The 19,926-nt window shown below is 74.0% G+C and carries 20 protein-coding genes; 12 read left to right on the top strand and 8 right to left on the bottom strand.

From position 1 onward, the window contains the following. Window positions 1-53: 53 nt before the first annotated feature. The 4 genes from ACWC24_RS12015 to ACWC24_RS12000 all read right to left on the bottom strand — a co-directional run bounded on the left by ACWC24_RS12015 (window position 54) and on the right by ACWC24_RS12000 (window position 4,173). Window positions 54-881, bottom strand: a complete 828-nt coding sequence (locus ACWC24_RS12015; RefSeq protein WP_450662704.1) for a DUF2637 domain-containing protein — start codon at window positions 879-881, stop codon at window positions 54-56. Beyond that, entirely contained in the window at window positions 878-1,096 is a 219-nt protein-coding gene (locus ACWC24_RS12010) for a hypothetical protein (protein WP_450662703.1), read from the bottom strand. Before ACWC24_RS12010 ends, ACWC24_RS12015 begins: the two co-directional genes overlap by 4 nt. Window positions 1,097-1,378: 282 nt before the next feature. After that, a complete protein-coding gene (locus ACWC24_RS12005) occupies window positions 1,379-3,163 on the bottom strand; it encodes a M16 family metallopeptidase (protein WP_450662702.1) in 1,785 nt (594 codons plus the stop codon). A 14-nt stretch (window positions 3,164-3,177) separates the two neighbouring features. After that, window positions 3,178-4,173: a hypothetical protein gene (locus tag ACWC24_RS12000; RefSeq protein WP_450662701.1), complete on the bottom strand. Its 996-nt coding sequence runs from the start codon at window positions 4,171-4,173 to the stop codon at window positions 3,178-3,180. A gap of 235 nt (window positions 4,174-4,408) precedes the next feature. On the opposite strand from ACWC24_RS12000, the gene ACWC24_RS11995 reads away from it, so the two are divergent. From ACWC24_RS11995 to ACWC24_RS11960, 8 genes are all read left to right on the top strand, one after another. Beyond that, window positions 4,409-4,780, top strand: coding sequence for a holo-ACP synthase (locus ACWC24_RS11995; RefSeq protein WP_450662700.1), 372 nt, complete (start codon window positions 4,409-4,411; stop codon window positions 4,778-4,780). Window positions 4,781-4,852: 72 nt separating this feature from the next. Continuing rightward, complete coding sequence (locus tag ACWC24_RS11990) at window positions 4,853-6,289, top strand: NAD(P)H-hydrate dehydratase (RefSeq protein WP_450662699.1); 1,437 nt, start codon at window positions 4,853-4,855, stop codon at window positions 6,287-6,289. A gap of 251 nt (window positions 6,290-6,540) precedes the next feature. Then, window positions 6,541-6,840, top strand: a complete 300-nt coding sequence (locus ACWC24_RS11985; RefSeq protein WP_450662698.1) for a hypothetical protein — start codon at window positions 6,541-6,543, stop codon at window positions 6,838-6,840. A 108-nt stretch (window positions 6,841-6,948) separates the two neighbouring features. Further along, window positions 6,949-7,872, top strand: a complete 924-nt coding sequence (locus tag ACWC24_RS11980) for a L,D-transpeptidase family protein (protein ID WP_450662697.1) — start codon at window positions 6,949-6,951, stop codon at window positions 7,870-7,872. 115 nt (window positions 7,873-7,987) lie between these two features. Further along, complete coding sequence (gene alr / locus ACWC24_RS11975) at window positions 7,988-9,268, top strand: alanine racemase (RefSeq protein ID WP_450662696.1); 1,281 nt, start codon at window positions 7,988-7,990, stop codon at window positions 9,266-9,268. Continuing rightward, window positions 9,265-10,512 (top strand): alpha/beta fold hydrolase, encoded by a 1,248-nt coding sequence (locus ACWC24_RS11970; protein WP_450662695.1) that lies wholly within the window; start codon window positions 9,265-9,267, stop codon window positions 10,510-10,512. The genes alr and ACWC24_RS11970 overlap by 4 nt, the downstream gene beginning before the upstream one ends. Beyond that, entirely contained in the window at window positions 10,478-10,990 is a 513-nt protein-coding gene (gene tsaE, locus ACWC24_RS11965) for a tRNA (adenosine(37)-N6)-threonylcarbamoyltransferase complex ATPase subunit type 1 TsaE (protein WP_450662694.1), read from the top strand. The genes ACWC24_RS11970 and tsaE overlap by 35 nt, the downstream gene beginning before the upstream one ends. 163 nt (window positions 10,991-11,153) lie before the next feature. Further along, window positions 11,154-11,345 (top strand): hypothetical protein, encoded by a 192-nt coding sequence (locus ACWC24_RS11960; RefSeq protein ID WP_450662693.1) that lies wholly within the window; start codon window positions 11,154-11,156, stop codon window positions 11,343-11,345. 131 nt (window positions 11,346-11,476) lie between these two features. Here ACWC24_RS11960 and ACWC24_RS11955 read toward each other — a convergent pair whose 3' ends face one another. Further along, window positions 11,477-12,031, bottom strand: coding sequence for a hypothetical protein (locus ACWC24_RS11955; protein WP_450662692.1), 555 nt, complete (start codon window positions 12,029-12,031; stop codon window positions 11,477-11,479). 237 nt (window positions 12,032-12,268) lie between these two features. On the opposite strand from ACWC24_RS11955, the gene tsaB reads away from it, so the two are divergent. The 4 genes from tsaB to ACWC24_RS11935 are packed head-to-tail and all read left to right on the top strand — an operon-like array spanning window position 12,269 to window position 14,823. Next, on the top strand, window positions 12,269-12,925 hold the full coding sequence (gene tsaB / locus ACWC24_RS11950) for a tRNA (adenosine(37)-N6)-threonylcarbamoyltransferase complex dimerization subunit type 1 TsaB (RefSeq protein WP_351612515.1): 657 nt from the start codon (window positions 12,269-12,271) through the stop codon (window positions 12,923-12,925). Further along, window positions 12,922-13,452 carry a ribosomal protein S18-alanine N-acetyltransferase gene (gene rimI / locus ACWC24_RS11945; RefSeq protein WP_450662691.1) on the top strand — a complete coding sequence of 177 codons (531 nt, stop codon included), beginning with the start codon at window positions 12,922-12,924 and terminating at the stop codon, window positions 13,450-13,452. Before tsaB ends, rimI begins: the two co-directional genes overlap by 4 nt. Next, entirely contained in the window at window positions 13,445-14,566 is a 1,122-nt protein-coding gene (gene tsaD / locus ACWC24_RS11940; protein WP_450662690.1) for a tRNA (adenosine(37)-N6)-threonylcarbamoyltransferase complex transferase subunit TsaD, read from the top strand. Before rimI ends, tsaD begins: the two co-directional genes overlap by 8 nt. Further along, entirely contained in the window at window positions 14,563-14,823 is a 261-nt protein-coding gene (locus tag ACWC24_RS11935; RefSeq protein WP_450662689.1) for a hypothetical protein, read from the top strand. The genes tsaD and ACWC24_RS11935 overlap by 4 nt, the downstream gene beginning before the upstream one ends. A 74-nt stretch (window positions 14,824-14,897) precedes the next feature. Here ACWC24_RS11935 and ACWC24_RS11930 read toward each other — a convergent pair whose 3' ends face one another. The 3 genes from ACWC24_RS11930 to ACWC24_RS11920 all read right to left on the bottom strand — a co-directional run bounded on the left by ACWC24_RS11930 (window position 14,898) and on the right by ACWC24_RS11920 (window position 19,852). After that, window positions 14,898-15,920, bottom strand: coding sequence for a hypothetical protein (locus ACWC24_RS11930; RefSeq protein ID WP_450662688.1), 1,023 nt, complete (start codon window positions 15,918-15,920; stop codon window positions 14,898-14,900). After that, a complete protein-coding gene (locus ACWC24_RS11925) occupies window positions 15,917-17,371 on the bottom strand; it encodes a M48 family metalloprotease (protein ID WP_450662687.1) in 1,455 nt (484 codons plus the stop codon). The genes ACWC24_RS11930 and ACWC24_RS11925 overlap by 4 nt, the downstream gene beginning before the upstream one ends. Before the next feature lie 126 nt (window positions 17,372-17,497). Next, on the bottom strand, window positions 17,498-19,852 hold the full coding sequence (locus ACWC24_RS11920; RefSeq protein ID WP_450662686.1) for a beta-xylosidase/alpha-l-arabinosidase: 2,355 nt from the start codon (window positions 19,850-19,852) through the stop codon (window positions 17,498-17,500). Between the last annotated feature and the right edge of the window lie 74 nt (window positions 19,853-19,926).

Genomic DNA, 19,926 nt, shown 5'->3' with positions numbered 1-19,926 from the left:
GGCGTCGGGGGCGGCCGGTCGTCGGCCGCCGACGCGCTGTCCCTCTCCCGCGGTCAGCGGCGAGGTGATCTCGATGCGGCCGGACCGCTCCCGGCTCTGCCGGTCGGCGCGGGGGCGGGGCGCTGCCGGTGGCGGGAGGCCGGCTGGCGCGGCGGCCGGGTCAGCGTGACCTGACGGACCAACTGCTGGAAGCAGGCCAGGGACGCGACGGCCGGCAGGGCCGCCGCGGAGATCCCGGTGAAGGTCCGGTCCGCCTCGGCCACGCAGAGCATCATCGCGAGCGAGGAGAACAGCAGGACGACGAACCACGAGTGCATGGCCCGGCGCCGGTGCAGCGCGGTCCGCAGGATGGAGAGCGAGGCCACCATCCAGGGGCCGTAGATCAGCAGGGGCCACCAGGCCAGGGCGCCGCCCCCCGTGGCCGCGGCGATGTGGCGCAACGGCGTGTAGGCCACCATGCCGCCGAAGACGCTCACCATCGACACGATGACGGCGGCGAACGCGGCGATCGAGTAACTGACGGTCTGCAACCACGTGAGGCGGGGATTGCGGACCCGTACTTTGCGGTGCCCGGGGGACGAGTGCCGCAGGGGCGGCAGTTCGGCGGTGATCCGGGCCAGGTTCTCCATCGGGTCGCCGGTGTAGCCGGTGTCGGGCGAGTGCTCGCTGCGGGGCTGCGGCACGCCGACCGTCCGGTCCGCGGCCACGGCGTCCTGGAGGAGGTAGGTGAGTTCCTCGACCGGGTCCCAGCTCTCCTCGGGGAAGGTCGGGTGCAGGGTGTCGGCGGCGCTCCCGTGCCAGCCGTCGGCCGGTCCGGCCTGGTAGGCGTCGGGGTACCACTGCTGTCGGGCGAAGGAGAGATCAGGGTAGTCGTCGGTCACGGCAGCTCCACCATGCGGGGCGCGGGGTGACCGGAGCGTCCCCGGCCGCTCCATCGCCGGGCGAGTTCCTCCTGGGCCGTGTCGAGCGACGTCAGGAGCTCGCTGAGCAGCGACCCGGTGAGCCGCAGTTCGACCCGTACGCCGTCTCCGTGCAAGGTGCCGCCGGCCTCGGGCGACGAGTACGCCTCGGCAGGTGTGAAGGTGAACCGCCCCACCGCCACCGCGCGCGGCGCCGGTCGTCTGTCGGCCGAGGTCCCGGAGCGGGGCAGATCAAAAAACCTTGCTTTCGTCACATTCCACTAACGCGCCCTCCGTCTGCCGGATGTGCGGCAATGGAGTGAGGTTGATCGGCGAATGGTTTGCGGGAGCGCTCTTCATGACAGGGGAACGCTCCTCGGGACGGGGGTGCCCGGCGCACCGCCGGGCCGACGATCGGATTCTCTTCGGAGTTCCCGAGGGGCCCGGACGGTGGACCGGGTACGCATCCGGCGGGCGGATCAGCGGCGCCTGCGCTGCCGTGCCCGATAGAGCAGCCAGGTCACCAGCAGGAGCGGCGTGGCCAGTACCCATACGCCGATCACCGCGTCCGAATCGGGGGTCGCGGCGCGCAGCTCGCCGATGGTGACCGCGGTGCCCAGCAGGCTCCAGATCGCGGCGATCGGACCGATCAGCCAGAGGCCGATGGTCCAGGCCCAGGTGGAGCGGCCGCCGCCCGAGGACTGCGGGTGCGGGGCGGCCTGCCGTTCGCGGGGCCGGGGTATCTGCTGCGGGTCGCGGGCCGGCAGCGGGACCACCGCGGCCGTGGGGACGGACGCGTCGACCGCCGCGATCCGCTCCGGCGTCACACCCCGGTACAGGGTCGGCTCGACGGACACGCAGAAGCCGTCCGTACCGGTGAGGCTGCGGGCGCCGTCGGGACGGGTGGTCATGACCGCGCAGGCGTCGTAGCGGACGGTGACCGGGCCGCGGGGGGTGTCGAGGCTGACCCCCTCGTCGCCGATGACCAGGGTGATCCGGTCGTCCTCCAGGGACTGGTGACGGGTGCCGACGACGGCCGCCTGCGAGTACTGCGGGGCCTGCTCGAAGCCCGCCCAGTCGGCGCCCCGGCCGGGTACCTGGAGGAGCCCGGTCGACCAGGCCTCCCGGGCCACCTCGCGCAGATCGGCGAGCGTGACGGCGTTCAGCTCGGCCCGGTGCTGCTCGGGGGAGAGGAGTTCGTGGCCGAGCAGGAGGTCGAGCGCGTACGACGGAAGGGAGGAGGCGCCGAGGTCGGGAGCGTCGTACCGCTTGAGGATCTTGACCCGTGCCGAGTCCAGTTCGGACTGCTCGATGCGGCCCGCGCGCAGCCGCGCCAGGGTGTCGACGAAGCCGCCGACCACCGCGTCCTGCTTCTTCGGCAGCGCGTCGGCGTACGCGGTGAGGGTCGCGTGGTCGGTGTCGCGCGGGGTGTAGTCGGCCTCCGCCGAGTACGAGTAGCCGCCCTCCTGGCGCAGGTCCTGGAAGAGGGCCCGGCCCAGCACGTCCGCGAGGACGGAGGCCGCGGTGGAGCGGCGCAGGACGGACGTGAACACCACGTGGCCGTCGTCGCCGTGGATGTACGCGGGGGTCACCGGCAGCGCGCTGGTGGCCGCCGGGGCCGGGTGGCGGGTGCCGGCGGGCAGCGTGAGGTCCAGTCCGGCCGGCACGCTGTCGCTGGTCAGCCACAGCACCGCGTTGTCGCGGGTGAAGCGGGTCTCGGCCCAGTGCCGGACCTGGTCGGCGGTCAGCCCCCAGGTGCCCAGCTCGTTGTAGCTGGTCAGGCCGTAGCTCCGGGCGCCGTAGCGCCACAGCGGCAGTTGGGAGCCGGGGCCGCCGCTGCGGCCCGCCGCCTCGGTGCGCAGGATCTCCTTCTCCGTCTCCAGCCGGGCGAGCGGCAGGTCGCGCAGGGCCGCGCAGACGCTGTTGAGGTACGCGACCACCTCGTCCTCGCTGCCGGTGACGTGGAAGAGGGTGTACGTGTTCGCCGTCGCGCCGTTGTAGTGCAGGTCGGACAGGCCCAGGCGGTGCAGGGCGAGGTGCTCGACGAGATGGGTGATCCCGGCGGTGGCCAGGGTCTCGTCGGCGCGGCCCACCCGGAAGAAGAGACCGGCGGTGATCTCGCCGGGGCGCGGGGCGTAGAGGGTGGGGATGCCCTGGGTGGTGGTGTGGGAGATCAGCCCGTCGAGGGCGGCGAGATCGGCGCCGGTGCCGGCGCCGGTGTACGCGGTGCTCGTGCCGCCGTCGGTGTGCGGTTGCGTGGTCATGTGCGGTCTCCCCCTCAGCGCGTCGCCAGCGCGTTCTTGCGGAACTTGGTGAACTGGCCGCGCCAGTCCGGCAGATAGCACCACGGGGACTCGTTGACCCGGTTGCCCAGCGCGGCGAAGTGCGGGGCGGCGTCCGCGAAGTGACCGCCGATCGAGAAGGCCATCGCGAACGTGCTGTGCGCGCCCACGGTGTCCCAGCCGGGCACGTGGTCGGGGTGCAGCACCGACACCTGGGCGGCGAACCGCAGGTCGTCACGGACCGGCAGGCCCCGCATGTACGCCGCGTCCGCGCCGCTGTCGAGGTCGAGCCAGTGCTCGATGTGGGCCTCCGCGACCAGGGCGCCCGCCACCGAGCCGTCGGGCGCGGCGCTCGCGCATTCCCGGGCGAAGCCGTGCGCATCCTCCCAGGAGCCGCTCCACTTGGGGCACACCTGCTGGAGCAACTGGATCTGCGCCCGGTAGTGGTGGGGGTGGTGGGCGGACAGCCGGTCGTAACGGCGGCGGGCCTCGGCCTGCCCCAGTTCCAGACCGCGCGCGGTGATCAGCCGGGCCGTCCAGGCGGGGGCGTACGCGGGCTGCTCGGCGCACACCTCGATCAGCAGCTGCTCGGCCCTGCGCAGCCAGGCGTGGAACCGGTCGAACTGGTCGCGCGAGACGTGCTTGGCGCGGGCGCCGCTGCGGATGTCCCAGCCGATGCTGATGTACCGCCTGGCCAGCAGGGTGCGCGGCAGCGGGTCGCCGGGCAGCTCGGCGACCGCGCGCTCCAGGAAGCCCTCGACGCCGGCGATGTCGGAGAGCAGCCCGGAGGCGTAGGAGACCTTCTCGGCGGAGTCGAGGCCCGTGAAGAAGGCCCGTACGGCGGGCCAGTCGCCGGCCTGCGCGGCGGGGCGCAGCGGGGCGAGTTCGGGCAGGTAGTCGAAGGGGTCGGTCAGCAGGGCCGAATCGCCCCCGTACGTACCGTCGTACGCACCTGTGGATGTCCTGCCCCTGCCGTTGCTGGAACTGCTCATTCCTCCGCCCCCTGGCGTCGCCTGCCCTGGCGCGCCGACTGGCCCCCAGGGCGCGCTGTTGTGCACGGTGTGAGTGATGCGGGTGGTGCCATTTGCGCCACCGAGCCACCTGCGTCACCTGCCCATGTATGCGGTGCATGTGACGTGTGTGGTTGAAGTGATCAAGTTGCCGCAGGCTAGCAGTCCACGGTGACAGCCGCGCCGACGGAGGAACACCGGCCGTAGGGTGCTCGGCATGAGCATCATCGGGGTCGGTATCGACGTGGCCGAGATCGACCGGTTCGCGGCGTCGCTGGAGCGCACGCCCGGACTGGCGCAACGGCTGTTCCTGGACCGGGAGCTGCTGCTGCCCAGCGGGGCGCGCAGGGGCATCGCCTCGCTCGCGGCGCGGTTCGCGGCGAAGGAGGCGCTGGCCAAGGCGCTGGGCGCGCCGGCCGGTCTGCTCTGGACGGACGCCGAGGTGTTCGTCGAGGACAGCGGACAGCCGCGGCTGCGGGTGACGGGCACGGTCGCGGCACGTGCGGCGGAGCTCGGGGTGCGTTCCTGGCACGTGTCCCTCAGTCACGACGCCGGGGTGGCCTCGGCGGTGGTGGTGGCGGAGGGGTAGCCGCCCGGGCCGGGGGACCGAGGGAGGGTCAGAACCTGCGTGGTGCGGGTGAGGTAGGGAAGACTCGGACCCATGCGTACTGCGTACAGCGTGGAGACGGTGAGGGCTGCCGAGCGGGAGCTGATGGCGCGGCTGCCGGAGGGCGCGCTGATGCAGCGTGCCGCCGCCGGACTGGCCGCCGCCTGTGCGGACCTGGTCGGGCGGGTCTACGGCACCCGGGTCGTGCTGCTGGTCGGCAGCGGCGACAACGGCGGCGACGCCCTGTACGCCGGGGCCCGGCTGGCCCGGCGGGGCGCGGGCGTCACGGCGGTGCTGCTGGCGCCGGAGCGCACCCATGCCGGCGGCCTCGCGGCGCTGCGCCGGGCGGGCGGGGTGACGGTCGCCCCGGACGCGGCCGAGGGCCCGATCCGCCGGGCCGCACTCGTCGTGGACGGCATCGTGGGCATCGGGGGCACGGGCGGTCTGCGTCCGGACGCGGCGGCGCTGGCCGCGCTCGTCGAGGAGTCCCGGGCGGCCGTCGTCGCCGTCGATCTGCCCAGCGGGGTGGAGGCGGACACCGGAGAGGTACGGGGCGCCGCCGTGCGCGCCGACCTGACGGTGACCTTCGGGACGCACAAGCCGGGGCTGCTGATCGACCCGGCGCGCGAGTACGCCGGGTCCGTGCGGTTCGTGGACATCGGGCTCGGGCCCGAACTGCCCGTGGAGCCGGAGCTGGAGGCGTTGCAGCACGCGGACGTGGCCGCGCTGCTGCCGCTGCCCGGCGCGGAGAGCGACAAGTACCGGCGCGGGGTAGTCGGCATCGCCGCCGGGTCCGCGCGCTACCCGGGGGCCGCCGTGCTGGCCGTGGCCGGGGCGCTGCGCGGCGGGGCCGGGGCGGTGCGGTACGTGGGGCCCGCCGGGGACTCCGTCATCGCCCGGTTCCCGGAGACCCTGGTGTCGGACCGGGGGCCCGGGCACGCCGGGCGCGTACAGGCGTGGGTCGTCGGACCGGGGGCCGGGGACGACGCGGACGCCGTGGCGGAGGTGCTGGCGACGGACGTGCCGGTGCTGCTGGACGCCGACGGGCTGCGGCTGGCCGACCCCGGGGCGGTACGGGCGCGTACGGCACCGACCCTGCTGACCCCGCACGCCGGGGAGGCCGCGGCGCTGCTCGGCGTGGCGCGGGAGCAGGTCGAGGGAGCACGGCTGGAGTCGGTGCGGGAACTGGCGCGGCGGTACGGGGCGACCGTGCTGCTGAAGGGGTCGACGACGCTGGTCGCGGGCCCCGGGGACCGTACCGTACGGGTGAATCCGACGGGCACGTCCTGGCTGGCCACGGCAGGCAGTGGGGACGTGCTGTCGGGGCTGGGCGGATCGCTGCTGGCGGCGGGGCTGAGCGCGGTGGACGCGGGCAGCGTGGCGGCGTATCTGCACGGGCTGGCGGGGCGGTTCGCGTCGGACGGGGCACCGGCGGGGGCGCACGACGTCGCCGAGGCGATCCCGGGAGCCTGGCGGGACGTACGGGACTGAGCGGGCGGGCGGAGCGGGAGGACCGGGCGGGAGCAGGTCGGAAGCGCCTTGCCGCGCCTGCGCAGTGAAGCGCGCCGATGACTGCCGGAGTCCGGCATTGCCGCCCCACGACGAGCGGCGGCAGCATGCGTACGTCCTGGTCGGGACGTCTTGACGCAGTGTTCGCCCTGACGCAGTGTTCGCCCTGACGCAGTGTTCGCCCTGACGCCGGGTTCGTCCTGACGCCGGGTTCGTCGTTCGGAGGAAGCCCCATGGAATGGGTCGTCGGAGTCGGCATGGTCCTGGGCCTGCTGTTCATGGCCCTGGGAGTGGCCTCGATACGCACGGGGTGGACGCTGCCGTGGGCGCGCCGCCATGTCCGGCATCCCCGGCTCTACGGAACCGGAGCACTCCTGATGGGGATGTCGTGTGTGCTCCAGGGGCTGTTCTTCTTCGATGCGCTGCCGACGCTGTCCTGGGAGGCCCGCTTCCTCAGCGGGAACGGGCTCCTGCTCGGCGGAATGCTGGTGCTGGCGGCCAGTCAGCTGCTCCCCGCCCGACGTAAGGGCTGAACGGGCGACCCCGCCGCGCGCCGCCCTCCGTCCGACCCCCCGCCACGATTCGCTGATCGCATGATCAGCGTACGAATGCGAAGAATCCGGGGAGCGCGAATCAGGGGAGTGCGAGGGACGCGGGGGATCGCCGTTCTGCTCGCCGCCGTCGCCGTCCTTCCCGCAGGTGCCGTCGCCGCCCAGGCCGCGCCCCGGCCTCCCGCCGCTCTCCCCGTCACCGGTCCCGTTCCCGCGCCCGGCCCCGCCGCCGGCGTCGAGGGCGAGCTCGTGCCGGGGGTGCCGCCGGGGCCGTACCAGCCCTGGCAGATCGACACCCCCGACCAGATGCTGGCGCCGAGGACCTATGTGCCCAGTGCCGCCGAGGACGCGGTCGAGCCGCGCGCCGCCGGGCGCGGGACCTACGCGCTGGTCGAGTACGTCCCGTTGATCGACGCGGTGTCGGGCGTGACATGCAGTCGGCAGACCGGGCCGTTCCAGCGGCAGGTCGAGCGCTGGCTGAAGCTGACGGTGGACGGGAAGCAGTCGGCGGCCGACTGCCGGGCGATCCGGGCGTTCCAGGAGAAGGAGAAGATCAAGCCCGCCACCGGGTTCGCCGGGACCGTGACCTGGGCGCGGATGATGCTGAAGTCCGCGAGGAAGGACCCCAACGCGGCCGGGAAGTGCCCGGTGCGGACGTACCGGGTGGCCTGTGTCGACCTCGACCGGCAGCTGACGTGGGTGCAGAAGGGGGAGAAGGTGCTGTTCGGGCCCGTGCCGATGCGCAGCGGGCGGATCGGGCACCGGACGCGGCCCGGATGGCACACGATCTACTGGCGGCACAAGAACCACGTGTCGACGATCTACAACACCCCCATGCCGTACTCCCAGTTCTTCGACGGCGGAGAGGCCTTCCACGCCGTGTACGGCAGCCTCTACACGACCGTCGGCTCCTGGGGCTGCGTGAATCTGACCCTGGACGACGCGCGCACCCTGTGGGGCGTGCTGAAGCAGAACGACCACGTGTACGTGTGGGGGCACAGGCCGGCGCCGTAGTCCCGCCTGCCCGGGCCGGTGCCGGAGGGGCGCCTACCCGGGCCGGTGCCGGAGGGCCGCCTACCCAGGCCGGTGCCGGAGGGCCGCCGCACCCCTCTGAGACACTGGGGGCGCCATGAATGAGACAGCACCTTCGCCGACCGCCCCCCTGCGTGCCCGCGCCGAGATCGACCTGGCGGCCCTGCGGGCCAATGTGCGCGCCCTGCGCGCCCTCGCGCCGGGCGCGGCCCTCATGGCCGTCGTGAAATCCGACGCGTACGGCCACGGCGCGGTCCGCTGCGCCCGGGCGGCCCTCGACGCGGGAGCGACCTGGCTCGGCACGGCCACCCCCGAGGAAGCCCTGGCGCTGCGCGCCGCCGGGCTGCCGGGGCGGATCATGTGCTGGCTGTGGACGCCCGGCGGGCCCTGGCGGGAAGCGATCGAGGCCGACCTGGACGTCTCCGTCAGCGGGATGTGGGCGCTGCGGGAGGTCGTGCAGGCGGCGCGGGCGGCCGGTGTGCCCGCGCGGGTGCAGCTCAAGGCCGACACCGGGCTCGGCCGCAGCGGCTGCCAGCCCGGCGAGGACTGGGCCGAGCTGGTCGGCGCGGCCCTGGCGGCCGAGTCCGAGGGGCTGGTCCGGATCACCGGGCTCTGGTCGCACTTCGCCTGCGCCGACGAACCCGGGCACCCCTCCATCGCCGCGCAGCTCGACGTCTTCCGGGAGATGCTGGCGTACGCGCAGGCGCGCGGCGTCCGCCCCGAGGTGCGGCACATCGCCAACTCGCCCGCCACGCTCACCCTGCCCGAGAGCCACTTCGACCTCGTGCGGACCGGGATCGCCGTGTACGGCATCTCGCCCAGCCCCGAACTCGGCACCCCCGCCGACCTCGGGCTGCGCCCGGTGATGACGCTGTCTGCGTCGGTCGCGCTGGTGAAGCGGGTCCCGGCCGGTCACGGCGTGAGCTACGGCCACCACTACGTCACCCCCGGTGAGACCACCCTCGGCCTGGTGCCCGTCGGCTACGCGGACGGCATCCCGCGGCACGCCTCCGGCAGCGGGCCGGTCCTGATCGACGGCAAGTGGCGCACGGCCGCCGGACGGATCGCGATGGACCAGTTCGTCGTCGACCTCGGCGGCGACGAGCCCGAGCCGGGCTCCCGCGCGGTGCTCTTCGGCCCCGGGGACCGGGGCGAGCCCACCGCCGAGGACTGGGCGCAGGCCGCGGGCACCATCGCGTACGAGATCGTCACGCGCATCGGAACCCGGGTTCCGCGCGTCTATGTGAACGAAGAACCGGAAACAAGTACGGCGACCACCACGACCACTACGACGACCACCACGGCCGACCCGCCCGGTAAGGCGGCCGCGGCCGGTCCGGCCGTCACGGCCGACACGGGGAAGAGGAGCGGTACGTGAGCGAGAGCAGTGCGGAGGCCGTCGCGAGCGCCACAGCGGCCGTCGCCTCCGCCGCGGCGGCGTCCGGCGGCTGGCGCAGGACGACCGGCCTCGCGGGTGCCGCGATAGGCGTGCTCGCCGCGGGCGCGGCCGCCGGTGTCGCCATCGAGCGGATGACCGTCGGACGCGGGATGCGCAGGCGGGCCCGGCTCGCACTGGACTCCACAGGCCCGTACGGCGCGCTGCGCGGCACCCCCGGCAAGGCGTACGCCGACGACGGCACCGAGCTGTACTACGAGGTGGACGACGTCGAGCCCGAGGGCGGCCCGGCTCCCCGCAGGCGCCGGCTCTTCGGCCGCAAGGCCCCCCTCCCCGTCACCGTCGTCTTCAGCCACGGCTACTGCCTCAACCAGGACTCCTGGCACTTCCAGCGGGCGGCGCTGCGCGGTGTCGTACGGACCGTGCACTGGGACCAGCGCAGCCACGGCCGGTCCGGGCGCGGGGCGGCGCAGGCCGGCGGCGAGGTGCCGGTCACCATCGACCAGCTCGGCCGGGACCTGAAGGCCGTCATCGACACCGCCGCGCCGGACGGACCGATCGTGCTGGTCGGCCACTCCATGGGCGGGATGACGGTGATGGCGCTGGCGGCCCTGTACCCGGAGCTGATCCGTGACCGGGTGGTCGCCACGGCCCTGGTCGGCACGTCGTCGGGGCGGCTCGGAGAGATCAACTTCGGGCTGCCCGTCGCCGGCGTCAACGCGGTGCGCCGGGTGCTCCCCGGTGTGCTGAAAGCGCTGGGGCAGCAGGCCGAGCTGGTGGAGAAGGGGCGCAGGGCCACGGCGGAGCTGTTCGCCGGGATCATCAAGCGGTACTCGTTCGCGTCCCGGGACGTCGACCCCGCGGTCGAGCGATTCGCCGAACGGATGATCGAGAGCACGCCGATCGACGTGGTCGCCGAGTTCTACCCGGCCTTCACCGACCACGACAAGACCGAGGCGCTCGGGCTGTTCAAGGACATGCCGGTCCTGGTGCTGGCCGGGGTCCGGGACCTGGTGACGCCCAGCGAGCACAGCGAGGCCATCGCGAGCCTGCTGCCGGACGCCGAACTCGTCCTTGTACCGGACGCCGGGCATCTGGTGATGCTGGAGCACCCGGAGGTGGTGACCGACCGCCTCGCGGACCTGCTCACCCGCGCCGGTGCCGTGCCCGCAGGGGCTACCGTGGGTGGCTATGGAAGCACCAGCAGCACCGCACAGCCCGGCTGACCTCGAACTGACCGTCACCTCGCCCGACCAGATGCGCGAACTGGGTCGCCGTCTGGCCAAACTGCTGCGCGCGGGCGACCTGGTGATGCTCAGCGGCGAGCTCGGCGCGGGCAAGACCACGCTCACCCGAGGGCTCGGCGAGGGCCTCGGCGTGCGCGGCGCCGTCACGTCCCCGACCTTCGTCATCGCCAGGGTGCATCCCTCGCTCGGCGACGGACCTCCGCTCGTACACGTCGACGCCTACCGGCTGGGCGGCGGTCTGGACGAGATGGAGGACCTCGACCTCGACGTCTCGCTGCCCGAGTCCGTGATCGTCGTGGAGTGGGGCGAGGGCAAGGTCGAGGAGCTGACCGACGAGCGGCTCCAGGTCCGTATCCACCGGGCTGTGGGCGACACGACCGACGAGGTGCGGCACGTGACCGTGACCGGGCTCGGGGAGCGCTGGGGCACGGCCGACCTGAGCGTTCTGTCGGCCTGAGACCCTCCGGGACGGGTCCCGCGGTGGCTGAGACGTTCGCATGAACGTTCCGACAACCCGTCGGCAAGATGTTGCGCCGGGCGCTCCGGGCGTGGTCACATGGTATCCAGTTCGTAGTTAGGTCTACCTAACCACGTCCGCCCCCGGCCCTCAGGAGGCGTCCATGCCGGCCACGGAACCCCAGGCGCAGTCCGGACAGCGCGGGTCGGCCCTGCGCGGCCTGTCCCTGCGCGGTGCGTCGACGCGCGGACCGTCCATGCGCGAGCTGCTGGCGTCGTGCGCGGCCGCGGACGCGATCTCCACCCCGCCCCGCGCGCCCGACGAACGGGCGGAGAACCGTCGCGAGGCCGCCTGACCGGCGAGCGTACGGAGTGCCGCCGTGAGACCGCCTGACCGAGGGCGGGCGGAGAATCGCCGTGAGGCCGCCCGGCCGGCGAGCGTACGGAGTGCCGCCGTGAGGCCGCCCGACCGAGGGCGAGCCGCTGCTCAGCGGATCACGACGACCTTCTGGCCGATCGTCGCGAACACCCACATCGCGTCGCCGTCCTTGCGGGACTCGCGGATGCCGCCCGTCTTCACGCTCGGGTCGGAGGGGTCCTCCGGCGGCTGCACGGCCGCGCTGAACCCGATGACCACGTCGCCCGCGCCGGCGAAGCGCACGACGTGCTCGATGGGGGTGCCGTCCGTGCCGGTGACCGCCTTCGAGCGGGAGGTGACGAAGTAGGAACCCGGCAGCGGGTCGACGCTGCCCGGCTTGACCTCGAAGGTGCGCTCGACCCGGCCGCTGCCGCCGACCAGCCACACCCGGTCGTCGTCCACCGAGTACACGACCCGTTCACCCGTGCCGGAGTTCCCCGGCAGCGTGGTGGGGTTCTTGCGGTCCCGGGGAGCCTTCGCGGCCGCCTTGGTGGGTGCGCCGACCGCGGCGGTGGTGTCGAAACCGGCCGGAACGGCCGACGAGGCCTGGTAGGCGAGGAAGGCGACCGTCACCACGGCCGTCGCGGTCAGCCCGGCCACGAATCCCGCGCTGCTGCTTGCCACCGCTGCCACCTCTGCATCCGTACCGAGAGCCGTACGCCGTGCCTTCCGGCGACGTTAGCAGCCGGGTCCTGCCCGGCCCGGGCGTGCGAGCCCGCGCCCGGGGCCCGTGTCGGACCCCGGCCGCGGGCTCCGTCGTAACCGGACCGCGGGCTTCCCCGTACCCGGGCCGCGGGCTTCCCGTACCCCGGCCCGGGCACAGCGCGTCCGGCACGGGCCGCGGAGCCGTAGGCTGTTTGCGTGCTCTTGCTCGCTCTGGATACCGCCACCCCCGCCGTCACCGTCGCGCTGCACGACGGCACGGACGTCATCGCCTCGTCGAGCCAGGTCGACGCCCGCCGGCACGGCGAGCTGCTGCTGCCGGCCGTCGACCGTGTGCTCGCCGACGCCGGGCTGAAGCTCGACGCCGTCACCGCGGTCGTCGTCGGCACCGGACCCGGCCCCTACACCGGGCTGCGCGTCGGTCTGATGACCGCCGACACCTTCGGGCTCGCGCTCGGCGTCCCCGTGCACGGCCTGTGCACGCTGGACGGCCTCGCGTACGCCGCCGACATCGAGAAGGGCCCCTTCGTCGTGGCGACCGACGCCCGCCGCAAGGAGGTCTACTGGGCGACGTACGCCGACTCCCGCACCCGGCTGACCGGCCCCGCCGTCGACCGGCCCGCCGACATCGCAGACCAGGTGGCCGGGCTCCCGGCCGTCGGCGCGGGCGCGCTGCTCTACCCCGACACCTTCCCGGTCGCCCGCGAGCCCGAGCACGTCTCCGCCGCGGCCCTCGCCTCGCTGGCCGCCGAGAGACTGGCCGCGGGCGAGGAACTGCCCGAACCCCGCCCGCTGTACCTGCGCCGGCCCGACGCGCAGGTGCCCAAGAACTACAAGGTGGTCACCCCCAAGTGACCGAGCCCGTGACTCCGAGCCTGCGCGAGATGCGCTGGTGGGACATCGACCCCGTGCTGGAGCTGGAGAAGGAACTCTTCCCCGAGGACGCCTGGTCGCGGGGGATGTTCTGGTCCGAACTGGCCCATGCGCGCGGCCCCGGGGCGACCCGGCGGTACGTCCTGGCCGAGCACGAGGGCCGGGTCGTGGGCTACGCGGGCCTGGCCGCCTCCGGCGACCTGGCGGACGTGCAGACCATCGCCGTCGCCCGTGACCACCAGGGCACCGGCCTCGGCTCCCGGCTGCTGACCGAACTGCTGCGGGCCGCGACCACCTTCGAGTGCGCCGAGGTCATGCTCGAATGCCGGGTCGACAACATCAGCGCCCAGCGGCTCTACGAGCGTTTCGGCTTCGAGCCCATCGGCTTCCGCCGCGGCTACTACCAGCCGGGCAACATCGACGCCCTGGTGATGCGCCTGACCATGAAATCCGGCGGCGGCTCCGCCGAGGGCTCCACCCCCGAACAAGGAACAGAGATCAATGGCTGACGAACCCCTGGTCCTGGGGATCGAGACCTCCTGCGACGAGACCGGCGTCGGCGTCGTCCGCGGCACCACCCTGCTGGCCGACGCCATCGCGTCCAGCGTCGACGAGCACGCGCGTTTCGGCGGGGTCGTGCCGGAGGTGGCGTCCCGCGCGCACCTGGAGGCGATGGTGCCGACCATCGACCGCGCGCTGAAGGAGGCCGGGGTCTCCGCGCGCGACCTGGACGGCATCGCGGTCACCGCGGGACCCGGTCTGGCGGGTGCCCTGCTGGTCGGCGTCTCGGCGGCGAAGGCGTACGCCTACGCGCTCGGCAAGCCGCTGTACGGCGTCAACCACCTCGCCTCCCACATCTGCGTCGACCAGCTGGAGCACGGCGCGCTGCCGGAGCCGACGATGGCCCTGCTGGTCTCCGGCGGCCACTCGTCGCTGCTGCTGTCCACGGACATCACCGCCGACGTCCGCCCCATGGGCGCGACCATCGACGACGCGGCGGGCGAGGCCTTCGACAAGATCGCCCGGGTGCTGAACCTCGGCTTCCCCGGCGGCCCGGTCATCGACCGGTACGCCAAGGAGGGCGACCCGCGCGCCATCGCCTTCCCGCGCGGACTGACCGGGCCGCGCGACCCGGCGTACGACTTCTCCTTCTCCGGGCTGAAGACGGCCGTGGCCCGCTGGATCGAGGCCAAGCGGGCGGCGGGCGAGGAGGTGCCGGTGCGTGACGTGGCGGCGTCCTTCCAGGAGGCGGTCGTGGACGTGCTGACCCGCAAGGCCGTACGGGCCTGCAAGGACGAGGGCGTCGACCATCTGATGATCGGCGGCGGTGTCGCCGCCAACTCCCGGCTGCGGGTCCTCGCCCAGGAGCGCTGCGAGGCGGCCGGCATCCGGCTGCGCGTGCCGCGCCCCAAGCTGTGCACCGACAACGGCGCGATGGTGGCCGCGCTCGGCGCGGAGATGGTCGCCCGCGGCCGGTCCGCGTCCGACTGGGACCTCTCGGCCGACTCCTCCCTGCCGGTGACGGACACTCACGTGCCGGGCCGCGAGCGGGAACACGGCCACGGCCACAGCCACAGCCACGACCATGTGCACGAGGTCAGCAAGGACAACCTCTACTCATGACCGTCGCGCTGATGTGGGAGGCGCGGGCGGCGACCGGCCGCGGCGTCGAACTGCTCGCCTGGGCAAGGGAACAGAAGCTGCCCGGACGGCCGCCGCTGCGCCGGGAGACCTTCCGCGCCCCGCAGGACCGCGTCCTCGTCATCACCTGGTGGGACGCGCCCCACGACGCCGACCTGCCCGAACTCCCCGAACCGGAGCCGGACCTGGTCACCCGGACCGTGCACCGCTGGCGGTTCGAACAGGTGGCGGAGGCGTGACGGTACGCATGTCCCACGGGGCCGAGCGGACCGGGTGAGGGGTCCGGTGTCCCGGGGGACACCGGACCACCGGCTCAGGGCTGCGGGGCCGACAGCGCCCAGACCGCGGTGAGCAGGGTCGGTACGAACAGGGCGAAACCCACCACCGCGACCAGCGTGCCGCCGCCCATCAGGAAGCCCCCGAAGACGCCGAGCACGGTGCCCGCCGCGGCGATGCCCGCGCCCGACCACCACCACGGGCCGGCGGAGCGCGGCTCGGCGCCGGCCGGGCGGACGAAGGAGTCCCGCAGGTCGAGCCGGCCGGCCTCGTGGTCGTCGAGAGACACGTTCGTCGGCGGCTTCCGGCGCAGCCGGCCCAGTGGCACCAGACGGGTGCCGTCGGACAGCCGTACCACGGCGGGCCGGTCGCCGCGGGCGTGCACCGTCACCGGTGCCCGGCCGCCCGTCAGTTCGTCGAGGGCCGGGTGCCACATGACCCGCTGCCAGCGCTCGGCCGGCTTCGCATCCTCCGATGCCTTCGGCCGGTCGGCCTGCTCGGGCAGGTCGGCCTCCGACAGCACCAGCCATGTGCTGTTCGAGTTCTGGAACGCGTTCCTCAGGTTCAGCCGCTCCCCACGGCGCACCGTGGCCGTCATCGGGCGGCCCGGCCGCCGGGCCGCCAGCCGGAACCGCAGTCCGCGCCAGAGCCAGATCACGCTCAGCGGGACGAGGACGACCCCGCCGAGCACGGCGGGCACGCCTCGGTCGTCCTCGGCCGAGGTCTCGTCGGGGTCCGCAGGGAAGCCCTGTGGGTCCGCCCCGGCGGGATCGTAGACGACCTCGAAGCGCCTGCCCTCGGTGTAGCGGTCGGTGTCGTAGATGCCGAAGCGCTGGACGTGCGTGCGGCCGTCCGCGTCGCGCCAGCGCACGCGGATGTCCCCTTCCTCGCCGATGCCGTCCTCGACGATCAGCCCGTGTGCCGTCGCCGTGGCCCGGTCGCGGGCGTGCTCGTAGGCGTAGGCGTGTCCGACGAGCCAGCCGGCGAACAGGGCGTAGCCGACGACCGTGACGGTGAGGCCGAGGAGCGCGACGCGCAGGGCGGGTCCTGGACGTCTCATGCGGCCGTCTCCTTCCGGGTCGTGGCGGCGGTCGCCAGCAGAGCCCGTACGGGCTCCGGGTCGCCGCTCGTCAGGGCGGCGGTGACCGGCTCGTACAGGTCCACGACGGTCGTGCCGTCGGGCGCGACCAGGACGCTGTTGACCCAGCGGTTGGCGTGGGTCCAGCCGGCCGTGCGCAGCACGGACTCCAGCCCCTGGACCACCGCGGTGCTCAGCACCTGCGGGGCGGCCACCGACCGTACCGTGGCAGGCATCCAGCGCAGCTGCGGTTCGAGACGGCGGGCCAGCCGCGGCCAGGTGCCGTCGGCGACGGTGTCCAGCGCGGCGGCCACCGCTTCCTCGGGCGCCTCGTGGCCGGTGGCGCCCTTCAGCAGCGTGAGGCCCGTGCGGTCGCCCAGGGCGTGCAGCCGCTCGTCGGGCAGGTCGAGCAGACGTACGGGGCGCATGTCCTCCGCCGCTGTGTCCTCCAGACCGGCCAGCACGCGCAAGCACCAGCGCTCGACGGACCCCGCGGTCCGCAGGGCGAGAGGAGCACCCGTGTACGGCGTCGCCGCCTCGATGCCGGCGGGCAGCGCGGCGATCCGGTGGTCGAGCGGCGGATGGTCCTCGACGGCGTACGGGGAGGCGGCGGCCATCTCCTCCTCCGAAGTGACGGAGAGGACGCTGCGTTCGGCCACGAGCGGTTCGGCCAGGGCGCTCTCCAGGGCCGGGTACAGGTCCTCGGGGTAGGTGTCCTCCTCCTCCGCCGAGAGCACCCAGTCGGAGCCGAGGCCCTCGAACGCCGCGTGGATCATCCCGGTCCGGCGCAGCGCCTCGGCGGTGGCCGCGGTGCCGGCGACCCGGACGGCGTCGGCGTCGGCGGCCGTCTCCGCCCGCCACATCCGCGGCTGGGTGGCCCGCAGCAGCGGTGCGGCCAGCGGGCCGAACGGGCGGAAGCGACTGTCCGTCCGGTCGGCGAGACAGGCGCGGGCGAACCGCAGCGCGTTCGTGCGCCGGTCGCGGGCATGGTGCACGTGCGCCAGTTCATGGGCGACGACCGAGGCCAGCTGGGCATCGGTCAGCATGCGCAGCAGGGGCAGGCCGAGCAGCAGGACGTAGGTGCGCACACCGCCGACCTTCGCCGGTCCCATGGACGCGTCCACGTCGGGGACGATCCGCACCAGCAGCGGCTCCCGGAAGCCGACCCGCTCGGCCACGTCCTGCACCAGCGCGACCAGTTCCGGTTCGTCCTCGGGCCGCACGGCCCGGCCGGGCAGCCGGTCCCGGCCGATGAAGCCTCTCGTGGCCCCGGCCATGAACATCCCCACCAGCCACACCAGCGTCCACGGGGTGTGGAACACCAGGCTCGCGATGGTCAGTGCGATGCCGACGAGGACATGTGGCAGCCAGGCCACGGTCAGCATCGCGCCGATGAGCAGCCACTCGCGGAGCGGCTGCGGTCGTATGTCCATGGAGGTGCGTTCCTGTCACGTGCGTGCGCCTGAGGTTCCGGCGGATTCTGGCACACGGCGGGAACGCAACAGTGCGAATATCAGCCAGGCGTGGATCAAGCTGCCCCGCCGTTCACGCGCCTTCGTTCACGCGCCTTCGCTCACCTCGCACCGCAGTCGGCGGTCCGGCCCCAGGACCCGTACCGGGCCCGTGAGGGCCAGCCGGGCCGTGTGCCGGATCTCCGCGCTGGAGACCCCCAGCCGCAGTTCCAGCGCCCCCGGCTCGACGACCCGGCGGCCCGCGCGGTCGGTGAAGGCGGACAGGTCCGGGTGGAAGTGGAACGTCACGCGCCGTGCCTCGCCCGGCGCCAGTTCCAGCCGCCGGTAGCCGATCAGGCGGACGTCGGGGCGGGTCACGGACGCCACCGGGTCGTGCAGGTAGAGCTGCACCACCTCGGCGCCCGCCCGGCCGCCGGTGTTGCGGACGGTCACCGACACGTCGTACGTGCCGTCCGTACCGGAGGGACCGTCCGTACCGGAGGGACCGTCCGCACCGTCCGTGCCGATCCGGGCCTCGGGCCCCGCGAAGTCCTCCCACGCGAACTCCGTGTACGAACGGCCGTGGCCGAAGGCGTACAGCGGGGTCGGGTCCAGGTTGCTGACCTCGCCCGCCAGGCCCAGCGGCGGCTGGAGGTACGTCCACGGCTGGCCGCCCGGCAGCCGCGGCACGCTCACCGGCAGCCGCCCGGACGGATTGACGCGGCCCGACAGCACCCCCGTCACGGCCGGGCCGCCCTCCTCCCCGGGGAAGAAGGCCTGGACCACCGCGCCCAGCCTGCCCTGCCAGCGGCCGAGCGCGTACGGGCGGCCGGTCAGCAGGACCAGGACCACCGGGACGCCGGTCGCCACCAGCCGGTCCAGCAGTTCGCCCTGGCGGCCCGGCAGGTCCAGGTCCGCCACGTCGCAGCCCTCGCCGGACGTCCCGCGGCCGAACAGACCGGCCCGGTCGCCCAGGACGGCCACGCACACATCCGCCTCCGAGGCCCGCGCCACCGCCTCCGCGAAGCCCGAGTCGTCCGGGTCCGAGACCCCGCACCCCTCGGCGAAGGTGACCTTCGCGTCGGGGAGCTCGGCGCGCAGCGCCTGGAGCACCGTGGGGATGTCGATGCCCATCGGCACCTGGGGGTGGTGCGTCAGCACGTGCGAGGGGAACGAGTAGCAGCCCAGCATCGCGAGCGGGTCCGCCGCCCGGGGGCCGACGACCGCCACGCGCGCGTCGGGGGCCAGCGGCAGGACGCCGTCGGGGTTGTCCAGCAGGACCACCGACTCCTCGGCCAGGCGCCGGGCCAGCGCGCGGTTCGCCGCCGAGTCCAGGTCGACGGAGGCCGTCGGCTCCGGGGACCAGTCCTCGTCCAGCAGCCCCAGTTCGCACTTCTGGAGCAGGACGCGGCGGGCCGCCCGGTCCACCAGCTCGGCCGGGACCGCCCCCTCCCGCACGGCGGCGACCAGGTCCTGCCCGTAGCACTTCAGCGTCGGCAGCTCCACGTCGACGCCGGCCGCGAGGGCCAGCCCGGCCGCCTCGGCGGGCGAACCGGCGACCCGGTGCAGGGTCTGGAGGAAGCCGATGCCGAAGTAGTCGGCGACCACCGTGCCGGTGAAGCCCCACTCCTCGCGCAGGAGTCCGGTCAGCAGCCAGGGGTCGGCCGAGGCGGGCACGCCGTCCGTCTCGTTGTACGCCGCCATCACGCTGCGCGCCCCGCCTTCGCGCAGCGCCATCTCGAAGGGCGGCAGCGTGATGTCGGCGAGCTCGCGCAGGCCCGCGCGGACCGGCGCCAGGTTGCGGGCGCCCACCGAGGACGCGTACCCGGCGAAGTGCTTGAGCGTGGCGACGATCCCGGCCGACTCCAGGCCGCGCACATAGGCGCTGCCGACCGTGCCGACCAGGTACGGGTCCTCGCCGATCGTCTCCTCGACCCGTCCCCAGCGGGGGTCGCGGACCACGTCCAGGACCGGGGCCAGGCCCTGGTGCACGCCCACCGAGCGCAGGTCGCGGCCGATGTGCCGGGCCATCTCCTCGACCAGCGGCGGGTCGAAGCTCGCTCCCCAGGCCAGCGGTACGGGGTACGCGGTGGCGTGCCAGGCCGTGAAGCCGGCCAGGCACTCCTCGTGGGTGACGGCCGGGATGCCGAAGCGGCCGGCCGCGGCGATCCGGCGCTGGGCCACGGCCAGGGCCCGGGCGCCGAGGTCCGGGTCGACGGGGGCGGTGCCGAAGGGGCGGGTGAGCTGGCCAAGGCCGAGGGTGATCAGCTCGGCGTAGTCGTCGGCGGAGTGGCCGTCGGTCATGTCGTGCTGGTGCGGGGCGACCCCGTCGCCGGCGGTGTCGGCTCCCACCCACACTCCGTAGAGCTGGGCGGTCTTCTCCTCCAGGGTCATCCGGGCCAGGAGGTCGTCGACGCGGGCGGCGGCGGACCGAGCGGGGTCACGCCAGGGGGCGGTGGTCATGGAGCTCCACTCGGTAGGAGGTGTTCGGGGATGCTGGTGACGCCGGTGCCGAAGACGCAGTCCGAATGTTTCGA

The organism is Streptomyces sp. NPDC001443, from assembly GCF_053597355.1.
Note: the sequence above shows the minus strand (reverse complement) of the source record. Positions and strands in the feature narration are given on the sequence as shown.